At 75.3% G+C, this 15,615-nt stretch carries 16 protein-coding genes; 4 read left to right on the top strand and 12 right to left on the bottom strand.

Going from position 1 to position 15,615, the window contains the following annotated elements:
• Window positions 1-123 precede the first annotated feature (123 nt).
• The gene (locus IEV86_RS01265; RefSeq protein ID WP_043602413.1) at window positions 124-1,371 is read right to left on the bottom strand and encodes a class I SAM-dependent RNA methyltransferase; all 1,248 of its coding nucleotides are present in this window, start codon (window positions 1,369-1,371) and stop codon (window positions 124-126) included.
• On the bottom strand, window positions 1,368-3,425 hold the full coding sequence (locus tag IEV86_RS01260) for an APC family permease (RefSeq protein ID WP_081978435.1): 2,058 nt from the start codon (window positions 3,423-3,425) through the stop codon (window positions 1,368-1,370). Before IEV86_RS01260 ends, IEV86_RS01265 begins: the two co-directional genes overlap by 4 nt.
• A gap of 85 nt (window positions 3,426-3,510) precedes the next feature.
• Here IEV86_RS01260 and IEV86_RS01255 point away from each other — a divergent pair, with 85 nt between their 5' ends.
• Together IEV86_RS01255 and IEV86_RS01250 are read left to right on the top strand one after the other, a co-directional pair.
• Window positions 3,511-4,161: a potassium channel family protein gene (locus IEV86_RS01255; protein ID WP_043602496.1), complete on the top strand. Its 651-nt coding sequence runs from the start codon at window positions 3,511-3,513 to the stop codon at window positions 4,159-4,161.
• Window positions 4,161-4,835, top strand: coding sequence for a potassium channel family protein (locus IEV86_RS01250; protein WP_043602415.1), 675 nt, complete (start codon window positions 4,161-4,163; stop codon window positions 4,833-4,835). Before IEV86_RS01255 ends, IEV86_RS01250 begins: the two co-directional genes overlap by 1 nt.
• Here IEV86_RS01250 and IEV86_RS01245 read toward each other — a convergent pair.
• The 4 genes from IEV86_RS01245 to dut form a co-directional block, all read right to left on the bottom strand.
• A complete protein-coding gene (locus IEV86_RS01245; RefSeq protein ID WP_081978436.1) occupies window positions 4,762-5,526 on the bottom strand; it encodes a DUF3159 domain-containing protein in 765 nt (254 codons plus the stop codon). The genes IEV86_RS01250 and IEV86_RS01245 overlap by 74 nt on opposite strands.
• On the bottom strand, window positions 5,516-5,899 hold the full coding sequence (locus tag IEV86_RS01240) for an OB-fold nucleic acid binding domain-containing protein (RefSeq protein ID WP_043602416.1): 384 nt from the start codon (window positions 5,897-5,899) through the stop codon (window positions 5,516-5,518). Before IEV86_RS01240 ends, IEV86_RS01245 begins: the two co-directional genes overlap by 11 nt.
• Complete coding sequence (locus IEV86_RS01235; protein WP_043602419.1) at window positions 5,899-6,597, bottom strand: DUF3710 domain-containing protein; 699 nt, start codon at window positions 6,595-6,597, stop codon at window positions 5,899-5,901. The genes IEV86_RS01240 and IEV86_RS01235 overlap by 1 nt, the downstream gene beginning before the upstream one ends.
• 63 nt (window positions 6,598-6,660) lie before the next feature.
• Window positions 6,661-7,158, bottom strand: coding sequence for a dUTP diphosphatase (gene dut / locus IEV86_RS01230; RefSeq protein ID WP_052425808.1), 498 nt, complete (start codon window positions 7,156-7,158; stop codon window positions 6,661-6,663).
• A gap of 73 nt (window positions 7,159-7,231) precedes the next feature.
• Between dut and IEV86_RS01225 the strand changes: the two genes are divergently transcribed.
• Window positions 7,232-7,762, top strand: a complete 531-nt coding sequence (locus IEV86_RS01225) for a DUF3093 domain-containing protein (RefSeq protein WP_081978437.1) — start codon at window positions 7,232-7,234, stop codon at window positions 7,760-7,762.
• On the opposite strand, the gene IEV86_RS01220 is transcribed toward IEV86_RS01225, so the two are convergent.
• Complete coding sequence (locus IEV86_RS01220; protein WP_043602503.1) at window positions 7,732-8,031, bottom strand: DUF4193 domain-containing protein; 300 nt, start codon at window positions 8,029-8,031, stop codon at window positions 7,732-7,734. The two genes, IEV86_RS01225 and IEV86_RS01220, sit on opposite strands and share 31 nt — an antisense overlap.
• Window positions 8,032-8,228: 197 nt before the next feature.
• Window positions 8,229-9,095, bottom strand: coding sequence for an inositol monophosphatase family protein (locus IEV86_RS01215; RefSeq protein ID WP_052425801.1), 867 nt, complete (start codon window positions 9,093-9,095; stop codon window positions 8,229-8,231).
• Window positions 9,096-9,190: 95 nt separating this feature from the next.
• On the opposite strand from IEV86_RS01215, the gene sepH reads away from it, so the two are divergent.
• On the top strand, window positions 9,191-10,309 hold the full coding sequence (sepH, locus tag IEV86_RS01210; protein ID WP_043602422.1) for a septation protein SepH: 1,119 nt from the start codon (window positions 9,191-9,193) through the stop codon (window positions 10,307-10,309).
• A gap of 9 nt (window positions 10,310-10,318) precedes the next feature.
• Here sepH and IEV86_RS01205 read toward each other — a convergent pair whose 3' ends face one another.
• The 4 genes from IEV86_RS01205 to IEV86_RS01190 all read right to left on the bottom strand — a co-directional run bounded on the left by IEV86_RS01205 (window position 10,319) and on the right by IEV86_RS01190 (window position 15,562).
• Window positions 10,319-10,978, bottom strand: coding sequence for a thymidine kinase (locus IEV86_RS01205; RefSeq protein WP_043602425.1), 660 nt, complete (start codon window positions 10,976-10,978; stop codon window positions 10,319-10,321).
• Between the two features lie 9 nt (window positions 10,979-10,987).
• Window positions 10,988-12,148 (bottom strand): alkaline phosphatase family protein, encoded by a 1,161-nt coding sequence (locus tag IEV86_RS01200; protein WP_043602429.1) that lies wholly within the window; start codon window positions 12,146-12,148, stop codon window positions 10,988-10,990.
• Window positions 12,145-12,723, bottom strand: coding sequence for a DUF5998 family protein (locus tag IEV86_RS01195; protein ID WP_043602506.1), 579 nt, complete (start codon window positions 12,721-12,723; stop codon window positions 12,145-12,147). The genes IEV86_RS01200 and IEV86_RS01195 overlap by 4 nt, the downstream gene beginning before the upstream one ends.
• Before the next feature lie 91 nt (window positions 12,724-12,814).
• Window positions 12,815-15,562: a bifunctional acetate--CoA ligase family protein/GNAT family N-acetyltransferase gene (locus IEV86_RS01190; RefSeq protein ID WP_043602432.1), complete on the bottom strand. Its 2,748-nt coding sequence runs from the start codon at window positions 15,560-15,562 to the stop codon at window positions 12,815-12,817.
• Window positions 15,563-15,615: the final 53 nt, after the last annotated feature.

Here is a 15,615-nt window from a genome sequence, read left to right as displayed (position 1 = left end):
AGATATCTCGACGTCAAGATACATCGTAGACCACGGCCACGGCCGGTGCGGGACGGGCCCACGCCGTGGTCGCGGGCGCGCCCCTCGCGCGCCCGATCGCGCGCGGGCGGTGGGTCGGGGACGTCAGGCGCGGTCGAGCACGCCGACGCACTCCACGTGGTGCGTCATCGGGAACAGGTCGAACGCGCGCACCGACGTGAGCGACCAGCCGCGCTCGCCCAGGTACGCGACGTCGCGTGCGAACGCCGCCGGGTCGCACGCGACGTAGACGACCCGGTCGGGGTCGAGCGCCGCGACGCGGTCGACGACGACGCGGCCCGCCCCGACCCGTGGCGGGTCGAGGACCACGACGTCCGCGCGCGCGACCGCTCCCCCGGCGAGCACGTCGGCGACCGGCCCCAGGTGGAGCTCGACGCCGTCGAGCGCGTGCACGTTGCGCCGCGCGTCCCGTACCGCACGCGCGTCGCCCTCGACGGCCACGACGCGACCCTGCGGGCCGACGGCGTGCGCGAGCGGCACCGTGAACAGCCCCGCACCGGCGTACAGGTCGACGACCGTGGCGCCCTCACGGTCCGCCACGGCGTCGACGACCGCACCGGCGAGCGTCGTCGGCGCCGCCCGGTGGACCTGCCAGAACCCGTCCCCCGCGACGCGCCACGTGTGCTCGCGCCCGGCGACCGTCGCGACCTCGCGCACCGACGTCCGGGCCGTCGGGCGCGTGTCCTCGCCGTGCCGGCCCCACGGCCTGCCGTCGACGAGGACGAGCGGCCGGTCGCCGCCCACCGGCGCCACGGCGGTCACGCGCACGCCCTCGGGCCACCGCCGCGCGAGCAGCCCGAGGTCGGTGAGGGCGTCCGTGGCGAGCGGCATGGACGCCAGGGGGACGACGTCGTGCGAGCGGTGCCGGTGCATCCCGGCCCGCCCCTCGGCGTCGGTGACGAGCTCGATGCGCGTGCGCCACGCGAGCCCACCCGTCTCCTCGTCACCGGGTGCCGCCTCGACGTCGACCTCGAGGTCGAGCCGGGCGAGCCGCTTGAGCTGCTCGCCCACCACCGAGGCCTTCCACCGGCGCTGACCGGCGAGCGAGACGTGCGCGAGCTCCCCGCCGCCGACCCCACCGGGGCCCGCCTCGGGCCATGCCGACGGCACGCGGTCCGGCGACGCCTCGACGACCTCCACCGCGTCGGCGCGCCAGAACCGCGCCTGCTCCCCCGCATCGGTGAGCCGGGCACGGACGACCTCGCCCGGGAGGGCGTGCCGCACGAACACGACGCGCCCCTCGTGCCGCGCGACGCAGTGACCGCCGTGGGCGGGCGGACCCACCTCGAGCGTGACGAGGGGCTGCTCGGTGCGGTCGGGTGCTGAGGTCACCTGGGGCCCTCCGGGGTCCGGTCGTGCGGCGCGGCGGGCGCCGCACGCTCCTGCGGGGGCGGCACGGCGGTCGCACCGTCGACGACCGGCTTGCCCGTCACGACCTCCGACGACCGCAGCTGCCACGGCACCGACGCGATGATGACACCCGGCGTGAACAGCAGACGGTTCTTGATCCGCAGCGCGCTCTGGTTGTGCAGCAGCTGCTCCCACCAGCGGCCGACGACGTACTCGGGCACGTAGACGACCACGAGGTCGCGCGGGCTCTGCCGCCGGACCGACTTGACGTAGCCGACGACGGGGCGCGTCAGGTCGCGGTACGGCGAGTCGAGCACCTTGAGCGGGACCGGGATGTCGAGCTCCTCCCACTGCTCGCGCAGCTGGACGGAGTCCACGGCGTCCACGGACACGGTGAGCGCCTCGAGCGTCGAGGGCCGCGTCGCCCGCGCGTAGGCGAGGGCCCGCATCGTCGGCTTGTGCAGCCGCGACACGAGGACGATCGCGTGCACCCGGCTGGGCAGCGCGCGGGCCGCGCCGACGTCCTCGCCGAGCGCGAGCTCCTTGCTGACCGCCTCGTAGTGGCGGCGGATGCCCTGCATGACGACGAACACGAACGCCATCGCGAGGATCGCGATCCACGCGCCGCGCGTGAACTTCGTCACGAGGACCACGACGAGCACGGTTCCCGTGAGCGCGAGCCCGACGGCGTTGATCGCGCGCGACCGCATCATCCGGGAGCGACGCTGCGGGTCGGGCTCGGTCCGCAGCGCACGGTTCCAGTGCTTGACCATGCCCAGCTGCGACAGGGTGAACGAGACGAACACGCCCACGATGTACAGCTGGATGAGCCGCGTGACCTGGGCGTCGAACGCGTAGATGAGGACGATGGCCCCGACCGCCAGGAAGATGATCCCGTTGGAGAACGCGAGCCGGTCGCCGCGCGTGTGCAGCTGCCGCGGCAGGTACCCGTCGCGCGCGAGGATCGACCCGAGCACCGGGAACCCGTTGAACGCCGTGTTCGCCGCCAGCACGAGGATCAGGCCGGTGACGGCCGACACGACGAAGAACGCGGGCGGGAAGCCGCTGAACACCGCCTGCGCGAGCTGGCCGAGGACCGGGTCCTGGACGTACTCCTCGCCGACCGGGACGCCGTCGCGCAGGAGCTGCTCGGCCGGGAACTCGACGTAGTGGACGCCCGTCGCCTGCGCGAGCAGCAGGATCGACATGATGAAGGTGATCGAGAGGCCACCGAGCAGCGCGAGGGTCGTCGCGGCGTTGCGGCTCTTGGGCTTGCGGAACGCCGGCACGCCGTTGCTGATCGCCTCGACGCCGGTCAGGGCCGCGCACCCGGAGGCGAACGCCCGCAGCACGAGGAACCCGCCGGCGATCCCCACGAGCCCCTGGTCGAAGCCCGACTCCGGCAGCACCTGGAGCGCCGCGCTCTCGGCGGGGGGCAGCGTCCCCGTGAGGTGACGCAGCGCCCCCACGGCCGCGGTCAGACCGACGGCGCCCATGAACAGGTAGGTCGGGATCGCGAAGAGCCGCCCGGACTCGCGCACCCCGCGCAGGTTGAGCACCGTGAGCAGGGTCACGAGCGACACGGCGACCGCGACCTCGTGGCCGCGCAGCGCCGGGATGGCCGACGCCGCGTACTGCGCACCCGAGGAGATCGAGACGGCCACCGTGAGCACGTAGTCGACCAGGAGCGCGCTCGCGACGCCGACGCCGGCCCGGGGACCGAGGTTGACGGTCGCGACCTCGTAGTCACCGCCGCCGGACGGGTACGCGTGCACGTTCTGGCGGTACGACAGCACCACCACGACGAGCACGACCACGACGGCGAGCCCGACCAGCGGCGAGAACGTGGTGGCTGCGAGCCCCGCGATCGCCAGGGTCAGGAGGATCTCGTCCGGCGCGTACGCGACCGACGAGAGGGCGTCCGACGCGAACACCGGGAGGGCGATCCGCTTCGGGAGCAGGGTGTGCTGCAGCTGCTCGGTCTGGACAGGCCGACCGAGCAGCAGACGCTTGGCGGCGTCGGCGACGTCTGACACGGAGGTCCATGCTAGGCCCGCCCGCCGGGACGCACGCACCAGCAGGTCCGCAGGGGTAGCGTGTCCCCTCGTGCACTTCGTCATCATGGGGTGCGGCCGGGTCGGCGCGACCCTCGCCCAGTCCCTGGAGCACCGCGGCCACTCGGTCGCGGTCATCGACCAGAACCCGGACGCCTTCCGTCGGCTCGAGAGCGAGTTCAGCGGCCGCCGCGTGACCGGCCTCGGGTTCGACCGCGAGACGCTCCTGCAGGCGGGGGTCGAGGACGCCTACGCGTTCGCCGCAGTCTCCGACGGCGACAACTCCAACATCCTCGCGGCGCGGGTCGCGCGCGAGACGTTCGGTGTCGACAACGTCGTCGCGCGGATCTACGACCCGCACCGTGCCGAGATCTACCAGCGGCTCGGGATCCCCACGGTCGCGACGGTGCGCTGGACCGCCGACCAGGTGCTGCGGCGCATGCTGCCCATGGGGGCGACGGACGAGTTCCGCGACGCGTCCGGGCGCGTCGTCATGGCCCAGATGGACGTCCACCCCGGGTGGATCGGCCTGCCGGTCGCGGCGCTCGAGGCCGCGACGGGTGCGCGGGTCGCGTACCTGACACGCTTCGGCGACGGCATGCTCCCCGGTGCGGACACCGTGCTGCAGGAGCACGACCTCGTCCACGTGATGGTCGAGGCGACCGACGTCCCGCGTGTCGAGCGGGTGCTCACCCACGTCCCGCCGAAGGAGGACTGATGCGCGTCGTCATCGCGGGGGCCGGCTCGGTCGGCCGGTCGATCGCCCGCGAGCTGCTGGCGTCGGACCACGAGGTGATGCTCGTCGACAAGCAGCCGAGCGCCATGCGCGTGGCGTCGGTGGCCGACGCCGAGTGGCTGCTCGCCGACGCGTGCGAGCTCTCCACGCTGTCGCAGGCCCGCGTGGACGAGTGCGACGTCATCGTCGCCGCGACCGGCGACGACAAGGTCAACCTGGTCGTCTCGCTCCTCGCCAAGACCGAGTACGGCGTCCCCCGGACGGTGGCCCGCGTCAACAACCCGAAGAACGAGTGGATGTTCGACGAGGGGTGGGGCGTCGACGTCGCCGTCTCGACGCCGCGCATCATGACCGCGATGGTCGAGGAGGCCGTCGCCGTCGGCGACCTCGTCAAGATCTTCTCGTTCCACCAGTCCGGTGCGGACATCCTCGAGCTGACGCTGCCCGAGGGGTCCGAGCTCGAGGGCACGCGGGTCGGCGACGTCACGTGGCCGCCCGACACCGTCCTGGCCGCGATCGTGCGCAGCGGCCGCCCCCTCGCGCCCAGCCCCGACGACACGCTCGAGGTGGGCGACGAGCTGCTCATCGTGGCGGGGTCGGACGCCGATCTGGATGCTCTGCACGGGTTGCTCGTGGCCCGACCAGCAGCCAGGTGAGCCAGAGGACGACGGCGAAGAGCGGGAGGCCCATCGCCAGCTTCGCGGTCCCGAGCGACGCGACGTCACCCGCGAGGTAGAACGGCACCTGGACCACGAGGCGGAGGGCGAACATCGCGGCCCACAGCCACGTCGCCCACGCGTAGCGGCGCCGGAGCCCGGTGAGCGCGGGGTCGGTGCGCCACCGCATCGTCTCGCCGCGCAGGAGCGTCACGAGGACGCCCACGACGGGCCACCCGACCAGGGCGGACACGCCCGTGCCGACCAGGTACGCCACGTTGACCAGGAGCCCGCCGGCGAAGAAGTCCTCGGCACGACCGGTCGTCAGCGCCCACACGACGCCGACGACGATCCCGAGCACCCCGGAGAGCGCCTGGGTGACCGGGGTGCGCTGCGCGAGGCGCAGCACGACCGCACCGAGGGCCGCCACGGACGCGGCGACGAGCGACGGCACGAGGTCCCGCGTCGCGACGAACACGACGACGAAGACGAGGCCCGGGAGGACCGACTCGACCAGACCTCGCACGCCACCGACCGCGTCGGCGAGCGAGAACTCCTCGCCGAGGAGGCTCCGCACGCCGCCGGTCGCCGCGGCGTCGGGGCGCACGTCCTCGGCCGGGACCCCGGCAGGCGCCGCGGCCGAGGCCGCGTCGGCCTCGTCCGACCGCGCGTCGCGCGCGTCAGCCGGCATGTCGCCCCTCGAGCTCGTAGCGCGGGTTGTACATCGTCGGGCGGCCGTCGCTCAGGCAGACGAGACCCTCCATGCGCGCCCGACGGCCGGGCTCGATCCCCGCGATCCGACGCTGCCCGAGCCACACGACGCGCAGGCTGCCCGTGCCGTCGAACAGCTCGGCCTCGAGCGCCGGCACGTTCTCACGGGCCCGCAGCGTGACGCTGCGCAGGACGCCGGCGACCGACGCGCGACGACGGTCCTGCACCGCGGCGACGGTCGTGCAGCCGACGCGCACGGCCTTGCGGCGCTCCTGCGACGCCTCGAACTCGGCTCGGTTGGCCGTGGCGGACCGCAGCACCTCACGCAGGCGCTCCCCGCGCGACCCGGCCATCAGCGGATCTCCGTGATCTCGGGCCCGCGGGTGAGCGGGTCGGGCACGGCGGGTGTGGGTGCGGCGACGCGGCGCGCGCCGGGCACGGTGAGCGCGAGCAGCTCGCGCGGGGCACGGGCCTCGTCGCCCCGGACCACGACCACGTCCGCGTAGACGTCCTCGAGCTCCTGCGCGGCGCCCGGCTCGACGACGGCCCGTCCGGTGAGGACGCCACGGAGGAACCACCGCGGGCCGTCGTGGCCGATGAAGCGGGCCGGACGGTGACCCGTGCGTCCCTCGGCCGTCCGCACCGGGACGCGCGCGAGCAGCTCGCGGCCGAACGGGCCGGGGACGTCGTCCGCCGAGCCGCCCTGCTTCGCGACGGAGTCGGCGATCTCGGCGCGGATCTCGTCCCAGATCCCCTCGGTCCGCGGGGCGGCGAACACCTGGAGCTGCAGCGCCGAGCCGTTGAGCGAGACCGCCGCCGCCGTCACGATCTGCGACGTCTTCTCGAGCTCCATGCGCAGCTCCATGCCGTCGCGGCCCGGGAGCCACAACGGGCCCAGGTCCACCCGGCGGCCGCGGTCGGGCACCTCGCTGACGTCCCACGGCCCGCGGTCGCGCACCGGCGCGGTGCCCCCGGGGGCGTCGTCGGCGACGTCCTCGGCTCTCGCCTCGACGTCGACGTCCGACCGCCTGCCTCGCCCGAACAAGCCCACGCGTCCTGCCTCCTGATCGGTTGTCCTCCTGGGACGACAGTAGACGCCGTCCCCGGCAAGGTCCTACTCGCCCGAGGCGGTCCAGCCGCCGCTCGAGCCGTGCCCACCCGTGCCCCGGTGCGACCCCGGAAGACGCTCGGCGCGGACGAAGCGCACGTGCTCGACGCGCTGCACCACCAGCTGGGCGATGCGGTCGCCGCGGCGCAGCACGACGGGCCGATCACGGTCGGTGTTGAGGAGCGTGACCGCGATCTCGCCGCGGTAGCCCGCGTCCACCGTGCCGGGCGCGTTGACCACCGTGAGCCCGTGGCGCGCGGCCAGGCCCGAGCGCGGCAGCACGAACGCGGCGTACCCCGCCGGCAGCGCGATCGACACGCCCGTGGGCACGGTCGCGCGCTCACCGGGTGCGAGCTCGACGTCGACCCGCGTGACGAGGTCGGCCCCGGCGTCACCCGGGTGGGCGTACGTCGGGACGGGCAGGTCGTCCTCGAGCAGCACGAGGAGGACGTCGACGTCGTCGGGCGAGGGCTGCGGGGGCGGCGAGGGGACGGGCTGGGGCACGGGCTGGGGCACAGGCTGGGGCACCCGCAGACCCTACCGGCGGGCCGCTCGCGCCCGGTGGGATGATCGGTGCATGACGTCCGCAGACCCGCACCACCCGGAGGAGCCCCGAGCAGGGACCACCACGGTGGGCCCCGCCCCGTACGACGAGCGGCTCTGGCCGGGCCCGGGCGGGTGGGCGGCGGTGCTCGGCTTCGCGGCCGTCGTGCTCGTCGCGCTGCTGCCCGTCGAGCCGCGGCTCGCGGTGGCGGTGGCCGGGGCGACGGCCGTCGTCGGCGTCGTCCTGGTCGCGGTGACCGCACCGCGGGTCCGCGTCGCGGAGGGCGTCCTGCGCGCGGGACGTGCGCACATCCCGGTCGGGCTGCTGGGTGTCCCCGCGGTCCTCGACCGTGACGGTGTCCGGGAAGCACTCGGCCCGGGCTCGGACGCCCGGGCCTACGCGTGCTTCAGGTCGTGGGTGGCCGGCGCGGTCGAGGTGCCCGTCACGGACCCGGCCGACCCGACGCCGACGTGGCTCGTGTCCTCACGCCGGCCCGAGGACCTGCGCGAGGCGCTGCTCGCCGAGCAGCGTCGTCAGGCGGCGCACTCCGAGCAGATCGGCTGACCGTTTTTCTCGCTCGCCAGCTGGCTGCGGTGGTGGACGAGGAAGCAGCTCGAGCACGTGAACTCGTCCGCCTGGCGAGGCAGGACGCGGACCGAGAGCTCCTCGCCGGACAGGTCGGCGCCGGGCAGCTCGAAGCCCTCCGCGGCCTCCGTCTCGTCCTCGTCGACCACGCCCGAGTTCTTGTCGGAACGTCGCGCCTGCAGCTCCTGGAGCGAGTCCTCGCTGAGGTCCTCGTCGGTCTTGCGCGGGGCGTCGTAGTCGGTTGCCATCGAGGTGTTCACACTCCGTGCGTCGGATGCGTCGACCCTGGGTGTCGACGTCGGTACGTACTCAATGCTCGGCGCACGCTCGTTGTTCCCGCGTCCGACGGCGAGGGGATTGTGCACCATCCCCCCGGCGGACGCGAACCCGTCCGGGAACGTCGACGGGCACGCGGACCGGTCCCCGCCGCGCGGCAGGGTGCGGGTCAGGCGGGCTCGTCGGAGTCGGCGCCCGCAGCCTCGAGGACCTCCACGAGCGCTGGCACCGTGTCCGGGTGACCCGCGACGGTCATCGCGGCCCCCGCACGCGTACCGCGGAGCCCGACCACCGCCGCCCCCGCCTCCTCGGCGACCAGCGAGGCCGCCGCGAGGTCCCACGGGTTGAGGCCGCGCTCGTAGTAGACGTCGAGCTGGCCCGACGCGACCGAGCACAGGTCCATCGCCGCGGAACCGATGCGGCGGATGTCGCGCACGAGCGGCAGCACGTGGCCGAGCACGCGGGCCTGGGCGCGTCGTCGCTCGGCGCGGTACCCGAAGCCGGTCCCGCACAGGCTCTGGGCGAGGGGCCGCGGCTCGCCGATCGTGAGCGCCCGGCCGTCGAGCCGCGCGCCGTGCCCGCGAGCGGCCGTCCAGGTCCGGCCGTCCGGGACCGCGTGGACTGCCCCCGCCACGACGGTCCACGTCGCGGGGTCCGGGTCGCCGACGACGGCGGCGACGCTCACGGCGTACGCCGGGACCCCGTACAGGTAGTTCACCGTCCCGTCGATCGGGTCGACGACCCACGTCACGCCGCTGGTCCCGGCGCGCAGGCCGTCCTCCTCCCCCAGCACGCCGTCGTCGGGACGCTCGCCGAGCAGCACCTGGACGAGGAGCCGCTCGGACGCGAGGTCCATCTCCGTGACGACGTCGACCGGGCTGCTCTTGGTCGCCGAGACGTCGACGCGGTCAGGCCGCCCGCCCCGCACGAGGGCACCCGCCTCGCGCGCGGCACGCTCGGCGAGCACGGCGAGCGCCGCGACCTCGTCCGGGGTCAGGTGTCCGAGGTCCTGCGGTCGCGTCTGCACGGGACCCATCCTGCCCGACGGGCGCGAGGCAGGAGGCGGCACACCGGGGCTCATCCCCGCACCCGACCCGTGCAGGTGGCACCCTGGACGCCGGAGGAGGTGCCATGGGAGAGCTCACTCTCGTCGGCCTGCACGAGGACGGCGAGCACGTCGTCCTCGAGGGATCGGACGGACAGCGGTTCCGGCTCAGGATCGACGAGGCGCTGCGGGCCGCGGTGCGGCGCGACCGCGCCCAGCTCGAGCAGCTCCGCGCCGACCGCGCGGGGGCTCTGCCGCCGCGCGAGATCCAGGCGCGCATCCGCGCGGGCGCGCCGGCCGAGGACGTCGCCGCCGACGCCGGCATGCCGGTCGAGCTCGTGCGGCGCTACGAGGGGCCCGTCCTCGCCGAGCGCGAGTTCGTCGCGGGCCAGGCACGCGCGACCCGCATCGGCCACGACCCGGGCGCCCCTGTGCTCGGCGACCTCGTGACGGACCGCCTCGCGACCCGGGGCGTCGGCGGCGAGAGCATCGCCTGGGACGCCTTCCGTCCGGGTACCGGCAGCTGGACGGTCGAGGTCCGCTTCGAGGTCTCGGGCACCGCGCGGTCGGCCCGGTGGACCTACGACGCGGCGACGCGCTCGGTGCGCGCGCAGGACGACGAGGCGCGGTGGCTCTCGGAGACCGAGCTGCACGACGGACCCATCCCGCGCCGGCACCTGGCCGCGGTGCCGGGCGCCGAGGTGGACGTCGACGCGGCTCTGCGACCGCTGCTCGCATCGGTGGACCTGTCCCCCGCACCGGAGCCCGAGCCCGAGCCCGACCCCGCGGCGGAGACCGCGGCGCTGCTCGACGACCTCACGGGGCGGCGCGGCGTGCGGCAGCCCCTCGACGTCGAGGACGACGACGAGGACGAGGGCTTCGAGGGCTTCGGCCCGCAGCACGCGTTCGACTTCGACAACCCCGACCTGACGATCCCGGCAGCGCACCCGCCGCACTCGCGCCCGGACCTGGCGACCGACGCCCAGGTGCTCGAGATGCCCGCGCAGCCGCGGCGGTCGACGAGCGAGGACGACGCGTCCGCGCAGAGCCCCTCGCCCGAGGCCGGTGACGAGCCGGCCACGCCCGCGGAGCCGGAGAAGCCGGCCGAGGAGCGGGTCGCCGGCGGCGGCCGGAGCCGCGCACGTCGCGGCCGTGCGAGCGTGCCCAGCTGGGACGAGATCGTCTTCGGCGCGCGGCCGGAGTGAGCCGACGGCTCAGGTCGGGTCGTCGGTCATCGTGAACGGGAGCGTGTCCGGCGCCTGCGTCGTCGCGCGCGCGGCGGCGACCGTCATCCGACGCATGTGGTGACGTCGGCACAGCACCTCGTACCCCACGTCCGTCGCGGCCCCCGTGTCTCCGACGACGACCTGCTCGCCCTCGACCACCATGACGCCTCGCACCGTGCGCGCGTTGTGCGTCGCGCGGGCCCCGCACCAGCACAGCGACATGACCTGGAGCACCTCGACGCGGTCCGCGAGCTCGATGAGCCGTGCCGAGCCGGGGAAGAGCCGGGTCCTGAAGTCGGCCGTGATGCCGAACGCGAAGACGTCGACGCCGAGCTCGTCCACGAGCGCGGCGAGCTGCTCGACCTGGTGCTGCGTGTAGAACTGCGCCTCGTCGCAGACGAGGTAGTCGACGCGGTCCCCCCGACTGCGGCGGCGCACGACCTCCTCCCAGAAGTCGGTCGCGTCCGTCACCTCCACCGCGGGGTGCCGCAGGCCGAGCCGTGACGACAGGACGTCCGTCCCCGCCCGGTCGTTCCGCGTGAAGATGACGCCGCCGCGCCCGCGCGCGGCGTGGTTGTGGTCGAGCTGGAGCGCGAGCGTGGACTTGCCGCAGTCCATGGTCCCGCTGAAGAAGACGAGCTCTGCCAACCGATCCTCCTAGGCGACCACGACGAGCGGGACGAGCATCTCCTCGGGCGTGAGCGACCCGTGCACGCCCTTGAGCAGGAGCGACTGCGGCGTCTGCGTCCGCGAGTCCGCGACGCCGCCGCGACCCGTGGACGCCACCACGACGTCGCCGATCAGGGGCAGGACGTGCGGCGCCACCTCGCCGAACCAGCCCGCGGCCACGGCCTCGTCCCGGCTCGCGACGACGGCGCGGTCCGCCAGGTGGTCGCGCCAGCGGGCCAGCACCGCGTCCACGCGTCCCGCGGCCGCGTGGACGTGTGCGGCGCGCGGCTCACCCGCGACCAGCTCGACGTCCTCGCGCAGGACCGGGGTGTGCGCGACGTCCACGAGCGAGTCGTGGTCGAGGTCGACGCCGCCGTGGTCCGCCGTCACGAGGACGAGCGTCCCGCGTGGGACCGAACGCACGAGCCGCGCGAGCTCGGCATCGAGCTCGCTGAGCGCGTCGCCCCACTCGGCGGAGCGCCACCCGTGGTGGTGGCCGACCTTGTCGACCTCGCCCCAGTACAGGTAGACGAGGCCGGGTCGGCCGAGCGCACGGACGGTGGTGTCGACGCGGTCGGCGAGGCTCTCGGCCGCGACGTACTGCGCCCCGCCGAGCGCCGCCTCCGTGAGCCCCGACCCTGCGAAGCGCGCGGGACCGACGGACCGCACGGCCGTGCCCGACGCCGCCGCGAGGCCCAGCAGGGACGGCTCGCGCTGCCACGTACGGGGGTCACCCGCTCCCTCCCACGAGACCAGGTTGGCCAGCCCACCGGTCGAGGGGTTGCGCACGGTGTACCCCGCGAGGCCCGTGCGCCCCGGTCCGCGTCCGGTTCCGAACAGACCCATCGACGCGGCGGTGGTCGACGGGAAGCCCGCCGTGAGCACCTGGGTCTCGCCGAGCCGTCGGCGCAGGAACGGTGCGTGGCCAGCGCGCTCGACGAGGGCGCGGTGGCCCAGGCCGTCGACGAGCACCACGCACACGCGCTCGGCCGTGGGGACACCGAGCCGCTCACGCGCGCCGGTGGGCAGCGCGTCCGACGTCGCCCCGACCGCCTCGACCGCGGCCGGCAGGACCGCGTCGAGGCAGAGGCCGCCGTAGTCGGGCAGCACGAGGCCCGCCGTGGGCAGGGCCGTGGACGACCCCGTCACCGGCGGGAGCGGACGGCACCCGCGGTCGCCGCGGACAGCTCGCGCGCGAAGCCGACAGCCGACCGGACCGCGTCCGCCCCTTCGGCGCGCGTCGACACGCGCACCACGACGTCGTCGGGCGAGCTGGTGCCGGTAAGCCCGTGGTCCGCGTCGCAGTCCGGGTCGCCGCACGCCGCTGGCTCGAGGTCGATCCGCTGGACGGACCCCCAGCCGACCGCGAGCGTGAGCTCGGTCGGCAGCGCGCCGGCCCGGTGCTTCTCGGGGACCGGGACCACGTGCGTGAGCGCGACCGTGCGGAGCTGGTCGAGCGGGACCGACTCGGTCGTGGCCGACGCGCTCGCGGACGGGTTCTCGCTGTCCGCGGGGTGGTCGTCGACGTGGGCGAGGACCAGGCGGGTGGGCGTCAGGACGAGCACCGTGACGTGACGACGCACCTCGACGGAGTCGAACGTCGTCTCGGGGTGGACGAGGTGGGCGACCACGTCCTCGCCGCCGAGGGCGACCTCGAGCACGTCGGCGACGAGCTCGGGGTAGTAGCCGGCCATCTCGAGGTTCTTGCGGAGATCCGTCGTCATGGGCACCCGGCCATCCTCCCACCACCGCGCGACCCGGCGCCTGCGGCCCGTCGGGTCCGTGGACGGGCGGGCGGGGCACCTGCCGGTGCGGTCACCCGGGAAGGGTCCGACGTCCGCTGTCCGCACGGCCCGTCGCGCCGAGCCGCACGCGCGCGCCCAGCACCGCGGCACCCTCCTCGGCCACGACGACCGGGTGCAGCTCGAGCGCGTGCAGCTCGGGGACGTCGTCGGCGAGCACGGAGACGCGTGCCAGCACGTCCTCGAGCGCGGCGACGTCCAGCGCGGGCAGCCCCCGGTAGCCGAAGAGCCGCGGCGCGGCGCGCACGGACCGCACCATGTCGCGCACGTCGACGTCGGTCAGCGGCGGGATGCCGTGGCTCGTGTCGCCGAGCAGGTCGACGGCGTCGCCCGCCATGCCGAACGACACCACGGGCCCGAAGCGGGGGTCCTCGGCCGACCGGACGACGCAGGCGGCCCCCCCGGGCGCCATCCGCTGGACCTCGAACGGCACGTCCGCCGCACCGAGCGGCTCGAGGTGCGCCCGCATGTGCTCCATCGCCTCGACGACGGCGGCCGGCCCGGCCAGGTCCAGGCGCACGCCACCCAGGTCGATGCGGTGGCGCAGGTGACCCGCGGCGCTCTTGAGCGCGACCGGCCAGCCCAGCGCGTCGCCCGCGGCGACCGCCTCCTCGGGCGTGCGGGCCACGACGGTGGGCCACAGCCGCAGCCCGTAGCAGGAGAGCAGGTCGGCCGCCGCGTCCTGCGTCAGGTCGACCAGCTCGTCACCCCGGCCGGCCAGAGCCGCTTCGACGAGGCGCCGTGCACGCGGCCGGTCCGCGTCGGGGACCTCGACGGGGCGACCGTGGTCGGCGTTCCGCCACGCGCCGTACCGCGCGGCCGCCGCGAGGGCCACCACGGCGTCCTCGGGGGTCGCGTAGGCGGGCACCGTGCGGGAGCCCGTCGTGCGGCCCTCCCCGCCGGGGACGGGAGCCGGGGCGGTGAGCTCCTCGGTCACGCCGGTCAGACCGAGGATGCACGCGACGGTCGGTCGTCCCGTGCCCGCCGCCGCGGCGGCGACCGCGCGCGCGACCGCCGGGTCGGGCGAGCCGACGGTCGGCACGTGCGCGACGACGACGGCGTCCACGTCGGGCGCCGCGTACGCCGCGGCGACCTCGTCCTCGACCTGGTCCGGCCCGACCGTGGCGCCCGCTCCCCCGCTCAGCGTCCAGCGGCTCACGACGACCAGCCCCGCCGACGACGCGGCCTCCGCCGCGAGCGCCGCGAGCGGCTCGGAGCCGGCGAGCACCGCGACCCGTCTGCCCGCGGGCAGCGGCTGATGGGCGAGGAGCATGGCGACGTCGAGGAGCTGGTGCTGGCTGTCGACCCGCACGACGCCGGCTTGGCGGAGCACCTGGTCGAGGGCCTGCCGCGGGACGCGCGTGCTGCGTACCGCATGACCCGCCGGGTCGACGTGGCCCGACCGACCGGCCGTCAGGACCACGACCGGCTTGACCGCGGCGAGCCGCCGCGCGACGCGCGAGAACTTCCGGGGGTTGCCGATCGACTCGAGGTACATCGCGACGACGTCCGTCTGCTGGTCCTCGGTCCAGAACTGCATCGCGTCGTTGCCGGAGACGTCCGCGCGGTTGCCCGACGAGACGAACGTCGAGAGCCCGAGGCGTCGTCGGCGCGCGGACGCCAGGAGCCCGACGGCGAGCGGCGCCGACTGGCAGAAGAGCCCGAGCCGCCCCGGGCTCGGGAGCTCGGCTGCGAGCGACGCGTTGACGGTGGGGGTGTCCGGCCCGCCCTGCCGGAAGAACCCGTAGGACGCGGGCCCGAGCACGCGCATCCCGCCCGAGTGCGCCCCGCGCAGGAGGTCCCGCTGGCGCGCGAGGCCCTCGGGGCCGACCTCGGCGAAGCCCTCGGAGAGCACGAGCACCGCGCGCGGGCGCAGACGGGCGCACCGCCGGACGACCGCACCCGACGTCCCGGCGGGCACCGCGAGGACGACGAGGTCCACCGGTCCGGGGACGTCCGCGAGGTCGGCGTGGCGCGCGACACCGGGCACGTCGTCCGCGGGCCCGACGACGTGCAGCTCGGGTTCCGTTCCCGGACGGTCGGCGACCAGGTGTCGCAGGACCGCCGAGGCGAGGAGCCGCTCCCCCGCGGCGTCCTCCTCGGCCGCGACGACGACGAGCACCGACCGCGGGGTGAGCAGCCCGCTCACGCTCCGTGCCTCGGCGGCGTGCTCGCGGTCCGCCATCACGGCGAGCGAGCGGACGGTCGGGTCGAGGTCGAGCCGCACCGTGAGGATGCCGTCGTCCATGCGCTGGCTCACGGCGTACCCCGCCTCGCGGAACACGGCGATCATCGCGGCGTTGTGGGGCAGGACGTCGGCCGTGAAGCGGGTCACGCCGCGTTCGCGTGCCGCGGCCGCGAGGTGCTCGAGGAGGACCGAACCCAGGCCGCGCCCGTGGTGGTCGTCCGCGACGTTGAACGCGACCTCGGCGGTCCCCTCCTCGACGCGGTCGTAGCGCCCGACGGCGATGATCCGCTCGCCCTCGGCCTCGTCGGCGACCGCGACGAGCGCGACCCGGTCCCGGTGGTCCACGTGCGTGAACCGCCGCAGGTCCGACTCGGGGAGCCGCTCGAGCGGCGCGAAGAACCGGAAGTAGGTCGACCGCTCGGACTGCGCGACGTGGAACGCCTGCAGGGCGGACGCGTCGTCGGGCCGGATCGGGCGCACGTGCGCCGTCCCGCCGTCGCGCAGGACGACGTCGGCCTCCCAGTGCAGCGGGTACGCGGGGCCAGCGCCGTCGGCTGCGTCGTCGTCGGTCACCGTTCCAGGCTAGTCACGACGTGGTCGGGGCGGCGCTCCCGGGCGCGCCTGGC

It is taken from the genome of Cellulomonas carbonis (genome assembly GCF_014636275.1).
Lineage (GTDB): Bacteria > Actinomycetota > Actinomycetes > Actinomycetales > Cellulomonadaceae > Actinotalea > Actinotalea carbonis.
This window is presented reverse-complemented; position numbering and strand designations above follow the sequence as displayed.